Source organism: Terrimonas ginsenosidimutans, assembly GCF_022012415.1.
GTDB classification, from domain to species: domain Bacteria; phylum Bacteroidota; class Bacteroidia; order Chitinophagales; family Chitinophagaceae; genus Terrimonas_A; species Terrimonas_A ginsenosidimutans.
Genome location: NZ_JAKLTR010000005.1, coordinates 100,721 through 123,128, shown reverse-complemented (window position 1 = coordinate 123,128; position 22,408 = coordinate 100,721). Strand labels below are relative to the sequence as shown.

15 protein-coding genes are annotated in these 22,408 nt (G+C 45.4%); 7 read left to right on the top strand and 8 right to left on the bottom strand.

Annotated elements, in window-relative coordinates; translation table 11 throughout:
- Positions 1–12 precede the first annotated feature (12 nt).
- The 5 genes from atpB to LZZ85_RS09500 all read right to left on the bottom strand — a co-directional run bounded on the left by atpB (position 13) and on the right by LZZ85_RS09500 (position 8,968).
- Positions 13–1,083 carry a F0F1 ATP synthase subunit A gene (gene atpB, locus LZZ85_RS09520; protein ID WP_237871011.1) on the bottom strand — a complete coding sequence of 357 codons (1,071 nt, stop codon included), beginning with the start codon at positions 1,081–1,083 and terminating at the stop codon, positions 13–15.
- A gap of 517 nt (positions 1,084–1,600) precedes the next feature.
- The gene (locus tag LZZ85_RS09515) at positions 1,601–2,452 is read right to left on the bottom strand and encodes a GLPGLI family protein (RefSeq protein ID WP_237871009.1); all 852 of its coding nucleotides are present in this window, start codon (positions 2,450–2,452) and stop codon (positions 1,601–1,603) included.
- Positions 2,453–2,569: 117 nt separating this feature from the next.
- The gene (locus LZZ85_RS09510) at positions 2,570–4,357 is read right to left on the bottom strand and encodes an ABC transporter ATP-binding protein (protein ID WP_237871007.1); all 1,788 of its coding nucleotides are present in this window, start codon (positions 4,355–4,357) and stop codon (positions 2,570–2,572) included.
- 123 nt (positions 4,358–4,480) lie between these two features.
- On the bottom strand, positions 4,481–6,634 hold the full coding sequence (locus LZZ85_RS09505) for a hypothetical protein (RefSeq protein WP_237871005.1): 2,154 nt from the start codon (positions 6,632–6,634) through the stop codon (positions 4,481–4,483).
- Between the two features lie 120 nt (positions 6,635–6,754).
- The gene (locus tag LZZ85_RS09500) at positions 6,755–8,968 is read right to left on the bottom strand and encodes a hypothetical protein (RefSeq protein WP_237871003.1); all 2,214 of its coding nucleotides are present in this window, start codon (positions 8,966–8,968) and stop codon (positions 6,755–6,757) included.
- A 298-nt stretch (positions 8,969–9,266) separates the two neighbouring features.
- Here LZZ85_RS09500 and LZZ85_RS09495 point away from each other — a divergent pair, with 298 nt between their 5' ends.
- The 4 genes from LZZ85_RS09495 to LZZ85_RS09480 all read left to right on the top strand — a co-directional run bounded on the left by LZZ85_RS09495 (position 9,267) and on the right by LZZ85_RS09480 (position 12,712).
- Positions 9,267–9,944 carry a response regulator transcription factor gene (locus LZZ85_RS09495; RefSeq protein ID WP_255724040.1) on the top strand — a complete coding sequence of 226 codons (678 nt, stop codon included), beginning with the start codon at positions 9,267–9,269 and terminating at the stop codon, positions 9,942–9,944.
- 138 nt (positions 9,945–10,082) lie between these two features.
- A complete protein-coding gene (locus LZZ85_RS09490; RefSeq protein WP_237871000.1) occupies positions 10,083–11,132 on the top strand; it encodes a sensor histidine kinase in 1,050 nt (349 codons plus the stop codon).
- 107 nt (positions 11,133–11,239) lie between these two features.
- Positions 11,240–11,764 (top strand): RBBP9/YdeN family alpha/beta hydrolase, encoded by a 525-nt coding sequence (locus LZZ85_RS09485; protein WP_237870998.1) that lies wholly within the window; start codon positions 11,240–11,242, stop codon positions 11,762–11,764.
- Positions 11,765–11,800: 36 nt separating this feature from the next.
- The gene (locus LZZ85_RS09480; RefSeq protein WP_237870996.1) at positions 11,801–12,712 is read left to right on the top strand and encodes an arginase family protein; all 912 of its coding nucleotides are present in this window, start codon (positions 11,801–11,803) and stop codon (positions 12,710–12,712) included.
- Here LZZ85_RS09480 and LZZ85_RS09475 read toward each other — a convergent pair.
- The gene (locus LZZ85_RS09475) at positions 12,696–13,790 is read right to left on the bottom strand and encodes an alkaline phosphatase family protein (RefSeq protein ID WP_237870994.1); all 1,095 of its coding nucleotides are present in this window, start codon (positions 13,788–13,790) and stop codon (positions 12,696–12,698) included. The two genes, LZZ85_RS09480 and LZZ85_RS09475, sit on opposite strands and share 17 nt — an antisense overlap.
- Before the next feature lie 275 nt (positions 13,791–14,065).
- Between LZZ85_RS09475 and LZZ85_RS09470 the strand changes: the two genes are divergently transcribed.
- The gene (locus tag LZZ85_RS09470; protein WP_237870992.1) at positions 14,066–14,914 is read left to right on the top strand and encodes a UDP-2,3-diacylglucosamine diphosphatase; all 849 of its coding nucleotides are present in this window, start codon (positions 14,066–14,068) and stop codon (positions 14,912–14,914) included.
- Complete coding sequence (locus LZZ85_RS09465; RefSeq protein ID WP_237870990.1) at positions 14,911–15,930, top strand: glycosyltransferase family protein; 1,020 nt, start codon at positions 14,911–14,913, stop codon at positions 15,928–15,930. The genes LZZ85_RS09470 and LZZ85_RS09465 overlap by 4 nt, the downstream gene beginning before the upstream one ends.
- 1,248 nt (positions 15,931–17,178) lie before the next feature.
- On the opposite strand, the gene LZZ85_RS09460 is transcribed toward LZZ85_RS09465, so the two are convergent.
- A complete protein-coding gene (locus tag LZZ85_RS09460) occupies positions 17,179–18,651 on the bottom strand; it encodes a hypothetical protein (RefSeq protein ID WP_237870988.1) in 1,473 nt (490 codons plus the stop codon).
- Positions 18,652–18,687: 36 nt separating this feature from the next.
- A complete protein-coding gene (locus LZZ85_RS09455) occupies positions 18,688–21,477 on the bottom strand; it encodes a TonB-dependent receptor (RefSeq protein ID WP_237870986.1) in 2,790 nt (929 codons plus the stop codon).
- 276 nt (positions 21,478–21,753) lie between these two features.
- Between LZZ85_RS09455 and LZZ85_RS09450 the strand changes: the two genes are divergently transcribed.
- A complete protein-coding gene (locus LZZ85_RS09450; RefSeq protein WP_237870984.1) occupies positions 21,754–22,401 on the top strand; it encodes a DUF47 domain-containing protein in 648 nt (215 codons plus the stop codon).
- The last annotated feature ends 7 nt before the right edge of the window (positions 22,402–22,408 follow it).

The following is a 22,408-nucleotide window of genomic DNA, read 5'->3' as shown; positions in this document are numbered from 1 at the left end:
GCCAATTCGCGTTTAGTGGTTCGCTTCTTCATAATGGTGATCACCAATTGCCTGGCCGATGAATACAGCAGTCAGGTTGGTGAAAATGAAAGCCTGGATAAATGCAACCAGGATCTCGATCACATATATGAATACAGCAAATGCAACGGATACCGGAGTGAAAGCGATTCCCGCCACTTTCGTCATCTCAGTAAAGATGAAGATCAGGCTCACAAAGCTCAGGATGATGATGTGACCCGCCGTCATGTTCGCGAACAGACGCACGATCAATGCGAATGGCTTGGAGAATACGCCAAGCAATTCCACTGGCAGCATCATCAGCTTCACCGGCACTGGCACACCCGGGAACCAGAATACGTGACCCCAGAAATGTTTATTAGTACTGAGCAAAATTGCGATCAGGGAGATAATACCCAATACCGCCGTAAAAGCAATATTACCTGTTACGTTGGCACTGCCTGGCAACAATCCAAAGATGTTGTTGATCAGGATAAAGAAGAACAGCGTTAACAGGTATGGAAGATATTTTTTGTATTTGTGGCTCAGGTTTGGCTTCGCGATATCATCACGGACAAACATCACTACCGACTCAACCGCATTCTGCATGCCTTTTGGCGCAGAAGTACGTCCCTGGCCTGCGATATACTTTTTAGCTGCGCTGGTGAGAATCAGGACCAGGACGATCAGCGCAAGGAACATCTGCACAACATTCTTGGTAAGAGAGAAATCATACACCTTCACATTCTCATCAATCTCCATCGTACCCTCTTTCACAGGAATGATATGATGATCAACCAGTTTATATCCTTTGTAAGACTCATGACCATGCTGGAAATTGGATGACATGAAAACATCCAGGCCACGCTCCGGTGAATACAGTATTACGGGGAGGGGGAGGGTCACGTGTGTATCATGACCGTTTTCACCTTTCAACGTGAAGAAGTGGAATTCGTGTGCGTCCGCAACGTGATCCAGCATTTCTTTACCGGGATTGAATTTTGCCTCTTCTTTAACATCATGACCACCTGGAGCCGGTTCATGACCTTCGCCATGTTGAGCAAACAGAGTTGATGAAAAAAACAAGGATAAGAGGCCGAAAGCCAATACTGGCAAGCATTTGAGACGTCCTAAACGCATACAGTTCCTGAAATTTGGCGCAAAGATACGTCTCGGTAACTTAAAAAGAAACCTCAATCAGGAAAATGATGGAGTTTCAGGAGGTTTTTTTCTGTTCCGAATCCTGCCGGATTTTGCGGATTTTTTCAAGTTGGGCGAGATCAATCTGATCCTTTGGACAAAAAACAGCTTTTTTATTGGAAATCAGGGTACTAAACGGTAAAACCTTTGAATCAGGGCGATCTTGTCGCCTCCACATTACCCGCATTCTTGCATGGCGCGGGAGTATGGTGAAGAGCCAGAACCCCAAGGAAGCAAAGAATTCCCAACCCTGGTTAGTCCTTTGCGTCCTTAGCGCGCCCTTCGCATCCTCTGCGATACTCCTACTCCTTTCGAATTGGATATCAGACTTCAGCAAACCAGAACCGGGGTCGCTCACTCAAATCCGTTGCGACCGCCTCTCTACTGCATATAAGTCAATACTTTACAACTCGATTGGATTATTATTCTTCGCTACCGACTTCTTTATTTTCTCCACCTGTAACTGCAGCAACTCCTCCGGCACCTGCATATAAGGTTGCTCATACATTTTTGCCGGATCAGCTTTCATTTCTTTTCCATAGGCAATAAATTCTTCTTTCGTAGCAAATAGATGGAACAGCGGTCCGCTTCTTTTATGCAACTGCGCTGATTTGCTTTTCTTTTCAACATTTATAGCCGTAAACATATGATGGCCAGCTGTATCACTCAGTGAAAGTATCAATCCAGGCAAGCCGGTGAATTTGTGCGGTCCATCACTGATCGGGATCTCCGTCGTATACCAGGCAGTATACTTCCGGCCCGAAAATGAAGTGGTCGCTTTTTTACAGGTAAATCCGGCAATTTGTTTCTCCTCTTGCACCAACTGCCAGTTCAGCTGATCAATAGGGCTGACATGTTCCGCATGATGAAGACCGAAAGCGGCGGACATTGTATATTGCCCAACAGAAAATTCTTTAAAGATCTTATACGCTATTTTAGCACGCTGCCGGTCAGAAGCAGATCCCTGTGGACGCGGTGGCCGCCTTGGCATTGATTGCGTGCGTTCCGCCTCTTCTCTTAATGCAGCGAGGATAGAATCATCCCGGAAAAGATCCTCCGAAATAAACTGGGAAAAATCTTTTCCGATCAGCAATAGCATCGTTTCTTTTAGCCTGAATCCCGGGTCGGTACTATCAGGCTGGAATTCATACGAATAACTAACTACATAATTGAAATCTACCTTTTTTTCATACTGTGCACTGGAATGCATGCAAATAAGCAGGCAGCAGCATAAAGCGCTGATAATATGTTTCATACGCAAAGTTTTGGTGGATAATACTATATAACTAAAGGTATAGTTATTAAACCAAAACCTCATGTTAATTAAGGTTAATGCCCGGAAGGAAGATGGAATGCGATACTTGGCCAACTGTCATTGGCCATCGCCTGTTACAGTCTGACGCTTTTCAAACTGCATACTATGCAGCTGCGCATAAAAGCCGCCCTTCGAGATCAGCTCATCATGAGACCCGATCTCTTTCAGTTCGCCTTTATCCAGCACAATGATCTTGTCTGCCTTACGGATGGTTGAAAGTCTGTGTGCGATCACGATGGCCGTACGGCCTTTGATCAGTGTATCGATCGCATGCTGGATGAGCAATTCGCTTTCTGTATCCACTGAGGAAGTGGCTTCATCCAGTACAAGGATGGAGGGGTCGTATAATAATGCCCTGATAAATGATAGTAATTGTCTTTGTCCCAGCGAAAGCGTTGCTCCTCTTTCCATCACGTTATAATCATACCCTCCCGGCAAACGCATGATAAAATCATGCATATCGATCAACTTCGCAGCTTCCTCTACTTTTTCCCGGGGAATATCTTCATTCCGCAGGGTGATATTGTCCAGCACTGAACCTGAGAACAGGAATACATCCTGGAGTACCACACCAATATGACGGCGGAGAAAGTCCGGTTCGTAAGAATCAATACGCCTTCCATCGATCAGTATTTCTCCTTTCTGGACCTGGTACAAACGGTTCAGCAAACTGATAATGGTTGTTTTTCCGCTGCCTGTATGTCCGACGATAGCGACAGTTTCTCCGGGCTTGATATCGAAGCTTATATCTTTCAGAACATATTTGTCATCCGTATAAGCAAATGAAACATGATCGAATGTAACACCGCCAACGATCTTTTCCGGCGCGGCCTGATATCCACCGGCCGGCGGCTTTGTTATATCATCGTTATCCAGTACGCGGAATACACGCTCGCTCGCGATCACTCCCATTTGCAATACGTTGAACTTATCTGCCAGTACGCGTAAAGGCCGGAACAGCAGGTTCAGACACAGTATGAATGAGATAACCACACCCTGTTTGCTTTCCTGCAAGGCCAGCGAATCTTTGGCGGCCCACCAGACAACGAGGCCGATAGACAGGGCCAGCACGATCTCAACTATCGGGAAAAAAACTGAATATGCAAAAATGGCTTTGATATTCGCATCCCGGTGCTCTTTATTGATCTTCTGAAATTTATTGAACTCTCTCCCCTCCGCAGCAAAGGCCTGCACCACCGGCATACCCGTTAAATGTTCCTGTACAAAAGCATTCAGATTGGTAACGGCATTTCTTACCCTGAAGAACGATTTATTGATACTCTCTTTAAAGTAATATGTAGCAATAATGATTATGGGAAAAGGGATCAGCGCGATCAACGTAAGCCGGGCATCCACGGAAAACATATAGGCAAGCACGCATACAATAGAAAGCAGATCGGCAATGATAGGTACCAGCCCTTCCGCAAATATTTCATTGATTGATTCGATATCGTTTATTGAACGTGTAGTGAGTGTTCCGATCGGCGTTTTATCAAACTGGGAAAGATTCAGGCTGAGGATCTTTTTATAAACCGCGATCCGCATGTCTTTTACGACTGACTGCCCGAGAAATGATGTCATAAAAGTAAACGCGAAACGCATTGCCGTTTCCACAAGGATCAAACCGATCTGGATGATCGTAATAAAGATCACCTCTTCGACCAGTGATTTCGCGATCGAGTTGTCGACCGTATATTGTATCAGCCACGGACGTACCGGGGTGATCACTGCAAGTAAAATTGCCAGAATAATGGATAAGTAAAACTTTCTTTTATACGGAGCCGCATAACCGAAAACCCTACGGAGAACTGCAATATCAAATTTTTTTGGAGCCGACTCAGCCAAGTGAAATAGATTAAAGAGCCTGCAAGTTAGGTAATCGGGAGGAAACTAGTTCTGTCGTACTTTATTCAGTAAGCCTGGCGGAAAAGCGACGAGACGGCGCAGCAATGCGCCCTTCTGATCAAATCAGGATCTGTTGGAAGATGCCGTTTCCATCGACCTGTTATACGCTTTAATAAATATCACGCCCAGGTTCTTATGCGGAGGAATATAGTCATCAAACCCATCCACATTCGCATTCTTCCGGAACTCCTTCCAGAAAGGGATCCAGTCGATATCCTGGCCCAGCCGGAGCTTTTCGGTTAATAGTTGTATAAAAGGTTTGTTGATATCCCTCTTTCCGATCTGTTTCGATGCCACGATATGTGCATCTCCCGACTTCTTCAGGATCGCATTGATCAGATTAAAGCCGCCACAGGAACCCATGAACACAAGTCTTGAGGTTGGCGCCATATAGGCGATCGTCGTATTTGCATGATAGCTATGCCCCCGGTTGATCGTAACAGTAGGCAGCAGGTTCTTCTCCTGCAAATAATCGCGCAATGCCGACTGCGCCCTGTCATCCTCTCCTGTTTCTTCATCAAATGGAACATTTGCATAGATGACAACCGGCTTTTCCTTGACGGATCTTATTATCATCCATTGTTTATTACTCCGGTCGATCGACCAGTTTGTTTTAGGGAACATCGATTGAAATATGCGGAAATCTGTTTTCCCATCCTCATCGCCAAAAAAGAACACCTGCACGATCACTTCTCCTTTGTCATTGGTCAGCGCGGAAAACGGTACCTTATACACCGGAGGAATATTCAATTCTTTTGTAAGGTCAATATTACTTGTAGAGTCGGCCGAGCGGAATAATTTATCCAGTATCGTATAGATCGCCACACCTCTTCTATCACCCGAGGCTTCAGTTCTTTCCAGGTTTGCCTGCACATTCTTCAGCATTTCCTTAGCCCTTTCCGGCAAAGACTCCGCTATGCTGGCATAAGAATCGGCAACATCAACGCCGTCTTCGAGTCCGCTTGATTCCTCCAGCCTGGTAACAAATCTTTTCATCAACTCATCCGCAGCCGCTCCGTCAGGATAACTTCCCAGGAAATTGCGGAGCGTATTATAGGCTGCAGCCTGGCTGATGAATTTTCTGTAGTGATCGTATTTTACCAGCTGCAATAACGAATCTCCCCGATTGTTGATCTTTTTCATCATCAGCGGGTATACCCCGTTCGTATAGCTCGAAGTGTATATCAATCCGTCTGTTGAAACAGCGAGGTAATATAATTCCTGCGGTGTCAGCGACTGCAATATTTTGAACCTTACGGCATCAGGGCGTTCGTGTAAGCCGTTTATCGTTGTGACGAACACATCACTTGCCTTTTGGATAAGTTTTGTTTCCAGCTCAGCGTATGCGATCGCTGTATCCTTATCCCGTGCGCGTTGCACATAATCAATTCTCGTGTTGACAAGCAAACGGAAATATTTAACAGAATCCTTCTCTGCGGCGTCAAGCTCGGCAAGTGTTGTTTTGCCTTTAACAACATTATCAAGGAAAGGAAAATACATCTGCCCGCTTTTGCTCCGGGACATCTGCACCACCGTTTTTATAAAAGGGTCCGTAACTATATTCCTGATGCGGTATCCCAATTTATTATTAGCCTGGGCATACGTATATAATTGAGAAGGATAGGTACGGGCGACTGCTTTTATCAGACTGTCAGCAAATGGCACATCCGGGTTTGCTTTCAGCGTCTGAAATGTCTGATCCGGATAGAGTGAACAATATTTCAATACGAGATGATCACTGCTTTTTTTAAAGCCGCTGTTTTTTTCGAGCGCGATCCTTGCACCACGTGTCACCAGGCTGCCTGCTTCATAAGATCCGGCATTGATGAACGTCTCTATTGTCCGTTTTCTTGCATCTGCTCTGACCGAGGATGAATAGATCGCGATACTTTCCTTCAGTACGGCATCTGCTGATCTGAAAGTTCTTTTATCCGAAACGTATAGCCCGAGGAGCCCTTGAATACCCCGTAAATAACGGACTTTATCCTGCCCGGAAATAAGCGTATCCCTTTCTATCTCACATTGAAGATTATCGACCGCTGATTGTACTTCCGCAGAACCGGCAGCGCTTTTCTGTGCAGCGTCGACTTCGTCATGAAAGATCTGACGGTTGAGAGGCACTTTACATACGACAGTGTCTGAAGCAGCTTTTCCCTGCGCAACAGTAATTATGGATATAAAGGCAAGAAGTAAAGTGTGGATGGTCTTCAGGTTCATATTACTTAGTAGCCAAAAAAGATACCAAATAAATGGGAAAGATCATAGCTGTCTGACATTGCATAAAACACTACGGCCCCGGATGTAGTATCCGGGGCCGTAGCAAATATTTGAAAATCTCTATCCATCGGTTTCTTCTTCACCCATAGATTTCCTGTAAGCTTTAATAAAGATCGCTCCAAGGTTTTTATAAGGGGGAATGTAATCCTCAAATCCTTCCACACTCGCTTTGGATTTGAACTCTTTCCAGAAAGGAATCCAGTCGATGCCGTTACCATTCCTCAGCTTTTCAGTCAGCAATTGAAAGAAAGGCTTATTGATCGCTGTTTTACCAATCTGCTTGGATGCAATGATATGCGCGTCCTCTGATTTGTGAAGAATGGAGTCGATCAAATGGAAACCTCCGCAGGAGCCCATAAAAACGATCCTCGAGGAGGGAGCCATATACGAAATAGTTGAATTCGCAAAATAGCTGTGGCCGCGGTGAATGGTCACTGTTGGCTGAAGGCTGTTCTTTTGCAGGTATTCATCCAGTGCCTGCTGCGCTTTATCATCTTCCCCGGTTTCCTCCGGCAGAGGTTTATTGGCGTAGATGACAACCGGGCTACCCTTTACAGATTTGATCGTGATCCATTGAGGATTGCTGCGGTCAATGCTCCAGTTACCACCGCCAAACATATTCTGAAATCCCGTGAAAATTCCCTGTCCATCCTTGTCTCCATAGAAAAACACCTGTGCGATCACTTCACCTTTTGCATTTGTCAGTGAAGAGAAGGGGACATTATATACAGGAGGAATGCCAAGTTCTTTGGTAAGATCGATATTCCTTGATGAATCTGCGGAAAGGAACAGCTTATTCAGGATATTATAAATTACGATCCCTTTCTTGTTATTGTTATCCAGATTACGCTGATAGTTTTCCTGTACAAGCGAAAGCACGTCTCCCGCCAGCTTTTTGTTTGTTTCGATGATGCTGGCATAAGAGTCTGCCACGTCCACACCATCTTCAAGCCCGCTCGACTTCTCCAATCCTCCAACAAAGGCTTTCATCAGATCAGATGCGTCATCATGACGGGGAAATGTTGACAGAAAGTTTCCAAGCGTATTGTATGCTGCCGCCTGGCTGATAAATTTCCTGTAGTGATCAAAATTGAGGCTGAGCAATAATGAATCGCCACGGTTGTTGATCTTCTTCATCATCAGCGGATATACGCCGGATGTATAGCTTGAAGTATATATTAATCCGTCTGACAACACAGCGAGGTAGAACAGCTCCTGCGCACTAAGTGTCTGAAGGCAACGGAAACGGACCGCATCATTCTCGTTATGTAAACCATTGATCGTGGTAACAAATACGTCCTTCGCTTTTTTCTCCAGTTTAGCTGTCAGCTCTTTGAATGCAATCGCCGTGTCTTTATTGATCGCCCGCTGCATGTAATCCATTTGAGTTTTTACCAGCAGACGATAATACTGAATAGAATCTTTTTCAGCCGCATCCAGCTCTTCAAATGTGATCTTTCCTTTCACAATATTATCCAGGAAAGGAAAATACTGCTGTCCGCTTTTACTTCTGGACATTCTTGTAACGGCTTTAACGAAGTCATCGTTATTGATGTTACGAATGATCCCTCCCAATTTATTGCTGGCCTGGGAATAAGTATACAGCTGGCCGGGATATCGTTTCGAGACAACTTTGATCAGGCTGTCTGCAAACGGGACATCCGGGTTATCTTTTAACGTAATAAAAGTTGATGATGGATGAAGTGTGCAGTATTTCAGGATCAGAAGGTTCTTTGATGCTGTATATCCCTTATTTGCGGAAAAAATATTTGCAGCCAGCACTGCCTGCCCCGCATCATAAGGGAGGGCGTAAATGATGTTCTCGATACTGTTGCCTGAGCGATCCGCAACAACACCCTCCTTGTATCCATCAATGATCTGTGGAAGATGAAGCAGGTTGACCTTTTTTGTTCTCCAGTTATTCTTAACATACCGGAGCATATTCGACATGCCGGTAAGATAGTTCACTTTCAACCGGTGTTCCAGTAAAGAGTCTGCTTCTATACTGTATTGAAACTCGTCAATATCGCGTACGATCGCATTGGCAAGCAAAAGATTGATCTCTTCGTTGGTGGAGAACGTCACAGCGTTGTCAGTCTTGCCATCGGCAGCTAACAGATCTTTTTGCTCTTTATCAATATAATCATGAAACAGCTCCCTGTTCTTTGGGGGCTTGATCGTAATTGCGCTGCTGACATTAAATTGAGCTGCCAGGCCCAAAGACAGGCCCAGGCAGGTGCCGCATAAAACAAAGTATTTCTTAATCGAAGTCATAAGGATAGATCTGCAAAGTTAACAACCCGGCCTGATATTCACCAGATTCTGTTTATCATCAGGTTAGGACGTGGTCAGGCGGCTTTTCGTTGTCCGTTGACTGTTGTCCGTTGTCCGTTCCTCCTCTCCTCCAACCTGATTTTAAATCGGACAACGGTGAACGGACAACGGACCGCGTATTTCATAACTCCTTGTAAATCTTCATGCCATATTAACTTATCATTAAGTCTCCATGAACAAAGAGTGCCGGTTTTACCGCCCAGTAAAATCGCGTTAGCTTTGCGGAAACTTCAATGGCATGGAAAATAAGGCGCGAAAAGTGTTGATAGCCGATGACGAACCGGATATATTAGAAATTTTGAAATATAATCTGACCGGTGAAGGATACGAGGTAGTAACAGCAAAAGACGGAGACGAAGCCATCGAGAAAGCCCGTCGCACCCAGCCAGATCTTGTGGTCCTGGACGTCATGATGCCCAGGAAAACTGGCGTCGAGGTTTGCCAGATCCTAAGAGCCCAGGCAGCTTTCAAAGATACCCTGATCATTTTCCTGACCGCAGTAAATGATGACGGTAGCCAGATCCGCGGACTGGAGACGGGTGCAGATGACTATCTTACCAAACCTGTCAGCCCGAAAGTTTTTATCAGCCGTGTAAATGCGCTCTTCCGCAGACTTAATAAAACTGAGGTGAAAACGCTCGAGATGGAAAACATCAAGATCGATCCCGAACGTTTTATGGTACAGGTGGATGGCAATGATATCGTGCTCGCAAAAAAAGAATTCGAACTGTTATACCTGCTGGCGCAAAAACCAGGTCGCGTATTCCTGAGAAACGAGATCCTGAACCAGGTTTGGGGAAATGATGTGATCGTAGGTGATCGTACCATCGATGTACATATCCGTAAGATCCGTCAGAAGCTCGGCATTGATTGCGTCACTACTGTGAAAGGGGTTGGATATAAATTCGAATTGTAAAAGCTTATTAGTTCAATAGTTTAAAAGTTTACAGTTTGTTCCAACGAACTATCAACCCTTTAAAACTGTAAAGCCATTGAACTGTAAAACTATCAGGCCGGTAAGGCAACCGATCGGCGGAATCAGTAACTTCAGCGCATGTTCTCACTCAAAAACATTTCACCCCGTCAGCTTTCTTTTCTGACGGCTCTTGGATTGGCGGCTCCCATCAGCCTTCTTGTTTTTATTATAGAGAAAAGATGGCAACCCGTACTGATCTCCTTCCTCGTAATACTGGGTGGCGGCTACTTGCTGATCAACCTTGTTCTTGAAAGATTTATCTACCGGAAGATCAAGCTGATCTATAAATTTATCTACCAGACAAAAGCAACCAGGCGCGAAGAGACTTACTACAAATACATTCTTCCCAGAAAAAGTATTGATGATGTAAGAGCTGACGTCGAAGCCTGGGCTACTGAAAATAAACAGGAAGTTGAACTGCTTCGGGCTAATGAACAATTCCGGAAAGAATTTCTGCAGAACCTTTCGCATGAATTTAAAACACCGGTGTTTGCCATCCAGGGATATGTTGATACTCTCCTCCAGGGAGCACTGGAAAATCCGCAGGTAAACCGCAAGTTCCTGGAAAAAGCCGCCACCAATGTTGAGCGTCTGACAAACCTGCTGAATGATCTTGACGAGATCTCAAGACTGGAGCGCGGAGAACTCAAGCTGATCAAACAAAGTTTCGTGATCCAGGATCTGGTCAAAGAAACATTTGAAAGCATCTCTATCATGGCGGAACAAAAAAATATCCGCTGCAGCATCAAGAAAGGATGTGAATCCCCTCTCACGGTTTTTGCCGACAAGGAAAAAGTGCGTCAGGTCCTGGTGAACCTTGTCGAAAACTCCATTAAATACGGCAAACAAAACGGTACGATCACTGCGAGTATGTATAATACCGATGGTTCGCATATCCTGGTCGAAGTCCGGGATGATGGGATAGGCATTCCGGAAAAGCATCTACCCAGGATCTTCGAACGGTTTTACCGTACTGATGAAGGGCGCAGCCGCGATGTCACCGGCAGCGGACTTGGGCTGGCAATCTGCAAACACATTATTGAAGCACACGGACAAACTATCCACGTTCGCAGCCGCGAAGACGTAGGAACATCCATCGGCTTTACGCTGGATACTAAAAAGGAATAGTATCTCTCCTTAAGGTTGCTCAGGCGGGAAGAACGGCAGGAATTTGCCTTATTAATTATTGCATCGTAACGGTACTTTTGACACTCAGCAAAATTGCTTTCTGAGTTATGACGAGGTATTTCATCGTGCCCGGTCTTGGCAATTCCGGACCCGCGCACTGGCAAACCTATCTGGAGGAAACTGTCCCTGACTGCGTACGTATTCAGCAGCAGGAGTGGGATGCTCCCGCATGTGAGGACTGGATCAGCAACATCGATAAAGCACTGCACGGTACAGATCCTGCCTCTGTAGTGCTGATCGGGCATAGCCTTGGCTGCGCAACCATTGCGCATTGGTATCAGCATTATAAAAAGCCTGTCAAAGGTGCATTGCTTGTTGCACCGAGTGATCTTGAAGCACCGGCTTATACATTTCCCGCAACCGGTTTTTCTCCTATTCCGTTACAGCCATTTCCTTTCAAAACAATCGTAGTAGCAAGTACGAATGACGAATGGGTAAGCTTTGAGCGGGCTACTTACTTTGCCCTCTGCTGGAATAGCGAGTTAGTGAATGTTGGAGATGCCGGACATATCAATGCGGCATCAGGTTATGGTCCCTGGCCCCAGGGAGCTGGTTTGCTGAAGACTTTTTAAGAGCACACTCTTTACGTTTAATGATTAACTTCAGATATGTCTCCAGTCGTCATACTCGAATTCCCTTCCAACCTTGGTCTGAAAGCGCCATCTCCCGGTCATGAACCAGGCGTAAGAAAGCTGCCATCATGGCTAAAGCAGCACCAGTTTCATTCACTGATCAATCCTTCTGCTACGATCACGCTGGAACCACCCCCATATACAATGCTTCTGGACAAAGCATCCGGTGTCAGGAATGCCGATGCAATCATAGAATACGCAAAGAAACAGGCAAACCTGTTGCAGGAAGTCATCGAGTCCAATTCATTTGCATTGATACTGGGTGGCGACTGCAGCATTCTCATTGGCAACGCCGTTTCACTGAAACGTATAGGCCGTTACGGTTTGTTTTATCTTGACGGTCATCATGACTTTATGCTGCCAGCACTATCAGGAACAGGAGGTGCCGCGGGCATGGATACAGCAATTGTTACAGGTCATGGACATGAAAAGCTAACAGATATAGGCGGACTAAAGCCCTATTTCAACGAGCAGCATGTGTGGTGCATCGGCAACAGAGAATATGACACGGACTATGTAAGGCCAGTCCTTGAGTCATCCATACACTACCAGGATCTGATCGCCTTCAGAAAGCAAGGGGCAAATGATTGTGTAAATGATTTCTTTTCCATGGTGGAATCAGAAAAGCTGGATGGATTCCTTATCCATCTTGATGTTGACGTACTTGATGATGACGTAATGCCTGCAGTGGATAGCAGAACAACCGGTGGCATCACGTACGCAGAACTGGATGCAGTATTACTTCCGTTATTGAGATCAGGTAAAGCAGTTGGTCTTGAGATCACTATTCTCGACCCTGAGCTCGATCCTGCGGGCCTTTATACAAAACAGTTCGTTGAACAGTTCTGCAGGATCTTCAATGATGCAATGGTCAGCGTTTCGCAGTAACTTTTATTCCCGGTTCAAATTCTTCACCAACCAGGCCAGCGATCACACCAGCCACTTCCCTGAGATATAGTTGCTGATCTTCTTTAACCTCTCCAAGCGGTTCGACACCGGGCCCCATCATCGCCAGCCATGTTTGTGATGAACCTTTTACGAACAGATGATGTGAAGCCCATTTTGAATCCGTTTTTCCCCGGCCATGATCCGTTGTGATAATGATCGAAGTATTGTCTTTATACCCTGGTGTTGTTTGTACCCAATGCCAGATCTCCGCGAGTAAGCGGTCTGCTTTGTTTGCCTGTTGCAGATACATATCGTAACGCCCTGCGTGAGCAAATTCATCCCCTTCACCCAGACCGATCATCAGTACTCTTGGTCTGTGTTCCTCGAGATATTCCCGTGCGGAAAGAAATGTCAGCTGATCAAAGCGTGTACCTCCTTTATGATATATGGCCTCTTCCTGGACCTTATTTACCAGTTGCTGGCCTTCCGACAAATAGGATGCTTCAGCAGGTTCATATCCGCTATTGACAGGGAAACCACTCCGTTGTTCATTGAAAATATATGGGAAAACATCCCAGGACGTAAAGGCCGCAACTTTACCCGTAAAAGATTCCCTGCTGTTCAGGTATTCAAGTACATTAGGATTGCTGTTCAATCTCTTCTTATTGGATGATACCAGCAGATCTGTAGTACCGGTAAAGATCTCATTGTATCCCGGATAAGAAAATGCATACAGATTGGCAACATTCACTTTATTATTAAAATCCCTGTTGCCATACACCTGTCCCTTTTTTGCAATCACCGACCAGAAGAAAGGCATCAATAGCTTTCGTCGTTCTTCCTTTTCATCTGACCAGTATAGGGTCTTCATTGTTTCGGCATCAGGGGTATACTTTTCATTACCTACGAGTTGTTCATCGGCGCCACCAAATAACTCCTGCCAGCGAAATCCATCTATCGTGATGATGATCAGATTCTGAGCGGGCTTAACTTTTATTGGGGGTCGACTTACTGGTCCCGTGGGTGTTGCGGAAGATAGCGAGAGAAGAATGATCAGGCTGATGAAGAAAACTTTCATTTGCTGAAGGTTTCACAAAGAAAATAAAGCTGTGTAACGGAATAGTTAATAGGGTGTGACGGTTGTGTGAAGTTTGGTTGAGGAAGACGGCGGAGAAAGACCACGGAATGCAGGCCGCTGACGGATCTTTACAATTGTATGATCATTGATATTCCTCTTTGTTAGCAATTCAAAATCTACCGAATTTCAAGGCCCCCCTGTTCCTCTTTACAATTGCTTAATACTCTCTTAATACTCACATTACATTATCTATTGAACTTTAATAAACCCCCGACATGCAAAAACGGCCCGTTGATGTAGCAGTGATCTCCGACCTCCACCTGGGAACGTATGCCTGCAAAGCAAAGGAGTTTGTAAATTACCTGAATAGTATTGAACCCCGGCTATTGATCCTTAATGGAGATATTATTGACGGTTGGCAGTTCAGCAAGCACTATTTCCCCACACATCATATCGCAGCGATACAATACATCTTTCATCTGCTCTCAACCGGAACACGTGTTATTTATATAACCGGCAATCATGATGAAACGCTTCGCAGGTATGCTGATCTCCATCTTGGGAACTTCCAGCTGGCGGATAAGGTGGTGATCGAGATCGACGGCAAGATGAACTGGATCTTTCACGGTGACGTGTTTGACCATACCACCACCAATTCCGCTAAATTCTGGGGGAAACTTGGGAGCAACGGTTATGCCATACTTCTGGGGTTCAACAGGATCATCAATAAAATGATGCGCATGTTTGGAAAAGAAAAGGTCTCCCTATCTAAAAAGGTGATGGAGCAGTTTCACAAACGTTTTGTACAGATCGATGCATTTGAAACAATGATCGCAGAACTGGCTATTGAAAAAAAATATGACTGTGTAATATGCGGCCATATCCATCAGCCGGAAAAACGTGTTTTCGAAAACGATAAGGGAAAAGTGACCTATCTGAATTCTGGTGACTGGGTTGAGCACATGACATCGTTGGAATATTATAATAACGACTGGCATGTTTATACACACCTTCAGGAAGAAGCGAAAACAGAAACGCTCAAGCAACCCAAGCCAAAACCTGAAGTGGTAACGAACGAGATCTCTATTTATCTGCATTCTTTAACCCAACCTTCCACAATATGAACATACTCTACGCCATCCAGGCTACCGGCAATGGCCACATCAGCCGCGCTATGGAACTACTGCCATTTCTGAAAGAATATGGCAATGTCGATATCTTCCTTAGCGGAGGCAACAGCCATCTGGCGCTGGATGCCCCGATCAAATACAGAAGTAAGGGCTTGAGTCTCTACTATAATTGTACCGGAGGGCTTGACTACTGGCAGATCCTGAAAGGCATTCACCCTATGCGCATACGTAATGAGATCAGGGATCTCCCGGTGGAAAAATATGACCTGGTTCTGAATGACTTTGATTACATCACATCTGCGGCTTGTGCAAAGAAAAAGATCCCGTCCATCAATTACGGCCATCAGGCGAGCTTTCAATCCGTTCGTACACCAAGGCCTTCTGCGAAAAACTCAACTGGCGAGTGGGTACTCAGAAATTACGCCCGCGCAAGCCACTATGTTGGACTGCATTTTAAAGCTTATGATAATTTTATTTTTACGCCCGTTGTGAAGCAGAGTATCATTGATGCTTCTCCCACAGATAAAGGTTACATCACTGTTTATCTTCCCTCATACTGCGAACCTCAGCTTATCGAGATATTCAGCGCGTTCAATGACCTGCAATTCGATGTATTCTGTGGTCAGATCGCTGAGCCTAAACAGGTGGGTAACCTTCGTATGCTTCCCGTAAACAAAAAGCTATTCAATGAAAGCCTGATCCATTGCACCGGCCTTATCACCGGCGGTGGATTTGAAACACCTGCGGAAGCGTTGCACCTCGGAAAGAAGATCATATCCATTCCGATCCGCAGCCAGTACGAACAACAATGCAATGGCGCCGCACTACAGGAAATGGGCATCCGCGTGCTGAAAACAATCGACCATACTTTTAAAGACCACGTTGAAGACTGGATCAACAATGACCGGCATCTACAAATGGACTACAGCAAAAGCATTTCGCAAAGCTTGGAATACCTGTTCGGGCTGGGCGTTGAGAAGGCAAAGGCGGAATTGCTGGAAGTAGCATGAATTCGTTGACAGTTGTCCGTTCACCGTTGACCGTTCACCGTTGACCGAAGTACAATAGTCTTACGGTTTAAATTTTCATCCGTGACATCCATTACTAGTGTCAACCAGCCTTCGGACAACGGTCAACGGACAACGGTCAACGGACAACGGTCAACGGATAACGGTCAACGGATAACGGTCAACGAATTAATATGGACTTAACGCTGCTGTAATAACTGCTTAACATAGAAGCCCCACCTTTACATCAGTTCTTTCTTCCAAGTCGTTCCCATTTGCTGGATGGTTTTAGCAGTTATTCCATCTATGCAAGTCTTCTCATGCAGTTTAGCCACACTGGTCGTCCTTCCGGTGTGGCTTTTTTATTTTGTGATTGCCGGAGGGGCAAGGCCTCTTTTTTTCGACGGGAGGTCGAAGACTCTGTTTACTTTTTTTGCCTTGATGCAAAAAAAGTAACAAAAAAAGATCAAGGCTACGCGCAAATAGCCAGCCCCGCACTCGATGCGGGGGCTAAAAAATATGGGCTGCACCTGGCACTAAAATAAACTCGCCGGAAGAATGTTTTGGACAGAGTGGCGTGCCGGCTCAGACAATATTTTAGCGCCCTCGCCTTCGGCTCGTCGGTTACGCCCATAATTTTCTTAACGACATTTGCGCTAGGCCGCCCCTTCTCAAAGCAGGGAGAAGGCCTTTATAGAATTGTAGCCTCGCGGTTCTTGCAAGGTTTGTTCTCTTAATTACAGAAGGTCTCAAGAAAGAATGTCAGCATCAATTATAATACAGGATCGGAACTATAACGAATCTTCCTCGCAACCGAATCCTCTCTCAACGCCCCGGGCCTTGGAAAAAATGGCGTTAAGAAAATGGGAGGCTGGCACCGTCTGAGTCACACCGCAGGTGTGCGAAGGCGCCAAAAAACTGTCTGAGCCGGCACGCCAATCAATTCATCATACTTTCCCGGCGAGTTTTTTTTGGTGCAGGTGACATCCTCCCATTTTTAGCCATTTTTTCCCAGCCTTGATCTTTTTTTGTTACTTTTTTTGCATCAAGGCAAAAAAAGTAAACGGAGTCTTTCGACCTCCCGTCGAAAAAAACGCCTTGCCTGCCCGGCAAAAAAACTACCCCAACACCTCCCCCACAAAAAATTAAAGTTGTAAAATAACCTCTCCACACTCTCCCCAAAAAAAGAACGCAGTGCAAAAATGCACTGCGTTCTTTTCTTATAAACCAGCTATACCCTCATCGCTCAGATCAGTTAAATCTTGACCAGCCTTTATGCCAGTTAGCAAACTCACCAGAAGGTCCGATACCTCCAAGGAAATCAACTTTCTGAATAAAAGGACGGGCTACAATGATAGGATCATTAAAGTAAGTGTTCGTGCCTGTGATCAGTGTCGGAGAGCCGCTGTTAGCGAATGGCTGCCAATCTGGATTCAGGTAGTCGAAAGGTCTTGTATAGCGAACCTCATCAACAGTGGTAAGAATTCGGTTTTTACGGCTTGCATCATTGAACCATGTGGTGAATGCAGCTTCGTTCGCAAAGCTGTTAGCTGTTGGAGTTGCAAAAGGTACAAACTCCAAAGGCTTCTTTGTAGCACCCGCAATGATAATACCAGCAAGCTGAAGTCTTCCTGCAGTTGCGTTGAAATCTGTATTGCCCTGGGATGCGTTCAATTGGATACCGATCGGCCAGCCAACGAATGCTGAGTTGAAGATCGAGATAGAAGAGTTTCTTCTGATCTGTACAGCAGCGCCGAGATAGTTGCTGTTACCAATATTGTTAAGAGCCGCCGTTGGTCCGAATGCAGTTACATTGGAGAATACCGCTCTTGTTTGAGGCGTTGCATCTGTACCACTCGCGTTGTTATCGCTTTCGAATGACTCAGATTTAGAGATATCGGCAATAGCAGAGTCTCTCACGATCAGACCGAATTGTACACTTCCGCTGAATCCGTTATCAGAATCGAAGTCATCATCCTGCGTTTTGTAAGCGATCAGGTATTTACAGTTAACTGTACCGCCAAACCATTCGAATGCATCATCTTTTGCATAAGTAACCTGAACGTGATCGATCACCGTTTTGCGGCCTACCGCTGCCATTGTCAGGCTGTTGATCTCTTTATCAGGCTGGAAAGCGTAACCAGCGTATTCGATACGAACATATTTAAGTACACCGGAGCTATCGTCGTCATTCGGAGTGGCACCACCGCCGGCAAGACCGTCACCGAATGAGTTGTTAACGCCGCCTTCTACTTCGAGGATACCAGGACCTCCACCAGTTCCGGAGAACGTAGTGTTGATGCTTGCTTTACCGCAAAGTACGATACCGCCCCAGTCACCTGACTGTGGAGTAGGAGATGAAGAAGTGAATACGATCGGAGCTTCCTGTGTACCGTTTGCAACGATCTTGGAGCCACGGGTGATAACCAGTGCAGCAACGTCGCTACCACTATAAGAACCTTTAACAGTTGTTCCTGCTTCGATGGTCATGGTGTGGTCACCTACCACATATACGAGTCCTTTGAGGATGTAAGTATTTTCTTTTCTCAGGATGGTGTCAGCATTGATACGGCCAGAGATAGTAATAGTTTGACCGGTATTGCCACCGCCAGATCCCGGCTGCGTGATCACAATCACTTCCTTCTCTCCATCGGCTTCAATTTTCCGACAGCTGGAGATTGCCAGAGCGCTAATCGCAGTTAAACAAAAGATGTACTTTTTCATGATCTTGTTTGTATTTAAAGATTTTATTTACAGTTATTAGATGATAGAGTAATTAAAGGTCAGGCTGAACGTCGTTCCGAAGCGGCGGGTAAAACGATAAGCATCTTCGCTTTTCTGGAAGCTTCTCTTATTGCCCGGAGCATTCTGATAGAAGTATTGCGTCTGATTGAGGATATCAGAGATATTCAATCTTAACTCACCTTTATTTTTGATGATCTTTTTCGCAACCTGGAAGTCCATTACCGGTCTTGGAGCTTCATAGATATCCGGAGCACCTGCACCCGCGCTGATATCGCCCACGAGGTAAATACGCTCGCCGATCTGGTTGAACAATAATGTCGCATTGAAACCTTGTTTCTCGAGGTCATACATCACACCAAGGTTGATCAGGTATGGCGACTGGCCCTGCATAGGACGGTCAATGTTCAGGTTTGCTGATTTATCTGTTACACGGCTGTAGATGTAGGCAGCATTAGCCTGGAAAGTGAAGTTTCTGAGAGCGTTTGCAAAGTCGAGACGTTTGCGGAATTCAACTTCAGCACCGTATGACTGTGCTTTTTCAGGATTCTGAAAGTTGAAAGTACTTGCACCACCGCTTCCCTGGTTGAATACCTGTTCGATCGGGTTGTTGAAGTATTTATAGAATACACCAGCACTCATTACTTCACCAGCGCGTGGATAGTATTCGTAGCGGAAATCTGCATTGGTAACTTTCGTACGCTCGAGGTTGGGATTACCCTGTACAGAAGCATTCAATTCAAAATCGTAAAGGTTCAGCGCAGCCAGCTCACGCAACTCCGGGCGGATCACTGTCTGAGATCCTGATAAGCGCAGGTTTGTTTTATTGTTCAACTTGTAGGTGGCGTTCAGACCAGGCAGGAAGTCTATCACTTCAGAGTGAGTATGTCTTGGATCATACTTTTTCACACTACCCACCAGCTGATCGTAATTCTCTACACGAAGACCCCAAACCACGCGCAGCGCAGAAGTGAATTGGTTGTCTAACTGAAGGAAGCCTGCATTCAGGATGGTGTTTGCCATATAACGGAACGTGTTTCCCTTGATCGCATCAAATGCAAACAGGTTGTCTGATCCATTGCCAAAGTTTTCCGGTGCAAATACTTTATCAGCCGGCAGATTTCTCAGGGCTACGTTATCTGATGGAAGACGGTTAGCAAACAATTTTGCGTCATACAGACGGTCTTTGATCTGCAGCATGTAACCGCCTTTGAGCGTTTGACTCTGACCCAGCCATTTAAAGCTGTAGGTAAGATCACCGCCAGCTGTGTAGATATAGTCGCTAAGATCCTGGAAAATGCGGCTACCGCTTTCCTGGGAAAGGGAGTTACCGATGAGCAATGTATAAGGACTCTGACTGCCTGCTGTGCGTGTATAAGCAAGACGGCGCTGATCAGGGTTCTGGCCATCCAGGATGTTGAAGGAACCATACCATTTCAGTTTCAATGGCGTTGCAAGAGTATGTTCACCGATCACCTGCGAAGAGAAGAAGGTATTTTGCTTGAATGCAAGCTCTGTAGATCTTACATCGTTTGCACGAACGTTGTCGATACCACTGCGGTTGATCACGTAATTATCTGTATTTACATTGATCATCGATTTTACCGAGATCTTGTGACGCTGGTTAAATTGAACAGAGATACCGCCTAGCGCACCTACCATCACCTCCTGTACAAAGCGACCATCATCATAGCTGTATTCCGGGAAGAAATTGTTTCCGGAAGACAAGGTGTTCTGCTGGTTAAACGCATCAACAAAACGGTTGGATTTATTATAAATAAGACCAAACGTTCCACCAACTTTTTTGCCGAACATGGTTGTATTAAAACCAGCGTTCGCCTGGAAAGAAGTGTTCAAAGGAGCAGTTACCACTTTCGGCGTCCAGTCATTGCGCATTTGTTTTCCGATTGCAGTCTTGTCTGCCGGAGAGAGGATATCAAAGTTTGATTTGGTTGTATAGCCGGGAGGCAGACCACGTGTACCATCGTCGATACCGAGCCAGTCCAGACCACCGCCATTTTGTTTGTAAAAATCTTTCCCGATCGTCTGCGTATTCAAACCTGTTCCCAACTGAACATTCAGAAATCCTTTTGCCGGGATATCTCTGGTATTCACCTGGATCAGGCCACCAGCCCACTCGCCGGGAAATTCCGGAACGAACGCCTTATTAATAATGATGTTGTCGATCATTGAAGAAGGGATCAGTTCGAAGGAGAAGGTTTTGCGGTCGGGCTCAGTGCTGGTAAGCAGGATCCCATTCAACATAGCCTGGTTATACCTGTCAGCCAAACCTCTCACGACGAGGAATTTACCATCCTGCAAGCTTGCGCCGGGAGTACGCTTTAATACCTCACCGGTATTACGGTCAGGAGAACGGCGGATCGATTCCGCAGAAATGATGGAGGCAACTGTATTGGTATTTTTCAGAAAGGAGATCGAAGCATTAACGCTTTCCATGCGTGCGCTGGAACGACGACCGGTAACTACGACGTTCTCCCCTTCTTTCGCCTTGATATTCAGAACGATATTCAGTTCATTCAACTGAGGGGTGACCTCAACATCTGTAACGGTCTTCGTTTCATAACCGATTGCCGAAAACTCAAGTTCATATTTGCCAACCGGAAGGTTCAGGGTGTAACGGCCCTCTACATCTGAAGAAGCACCGGCGGAACGGCCGGTCACTTTAACTGATACGCCTGCGATAGGCTCATTTTTCTCGTTGGAAATTTTACCGGAGATCCTGTTTTGTGCATATGTAAAGGAAAGAGCAAAAGAACAGATCAACAGTAATTTCAGCCGCAAAAGCATAGAAGTAATTTCCGGCAAAGGAACTCTCCGCAGGTTATCGGCATGTTACGCAGCAATTAAGGAATTGTGAAGCCAATGTTATGGAAATGTTACGGCGGTCAGGATTTGATTGCCTAAAAGACTATACCTTTGGTTTACTGAGTGAATTTTAAACAGTTACAGTATAAAAACCAAGCCATTAGGCACAAAACCAATATTAAGGAATTATTAATTCGGGGTATTTCCCCGGGTCTGGCGCAGTAAGCAGGTAATTTCGCAACCAAGTAAAAACATGATATGGGACTTAATTCATTTCTGAAGATTTTCATGCCTAAAAACCGGATATTCTTCGAACTTTTTGAACAGGTGGCGGACAATTGCGCAAAAATGGGCACCATCATGAAAGATGTGGTGGCTGAAACAGATTTTGACAAACGATCTGCGCTTATCTCACAGATCGAGGATCTGGAGCATGCAAATGACGAGCTTACCCATAGCATCTTTACAGAACTTGGCCGCAACTTCATTACCCCATTTGACCGTGAAGACATTCACTATCTCGCAACCTCTCTCGACGATATTGCTGACTATATATATGCTTCTGCTAAAAAGATCAATTTTTACCGTGTCAACCCAAATGATATGGGTATGCAGAAAATGGCGGAACTGATCGAGCAGGGTGCAAACCAGATCCGCATCGCTGTAAGGGAACTTCGCGATATGAAAAATATGCGGAATATCACTGAAGCACTCGTTAAGATCAATAGTATCGAAAACCAGGCGGACGATGTGTTTGACATGAGTATCGAACGCCTTTTCGCAACCGAACCTGATGCGAAAGAAGTGATCAAGAAAAGAGAGATCTATCAGGTAATGGAGATCGTAACAGATAAATGTGAAGACGCCAGCAACGTGATTGAATCAATCATCATCAAATACGCTTAATTAATTA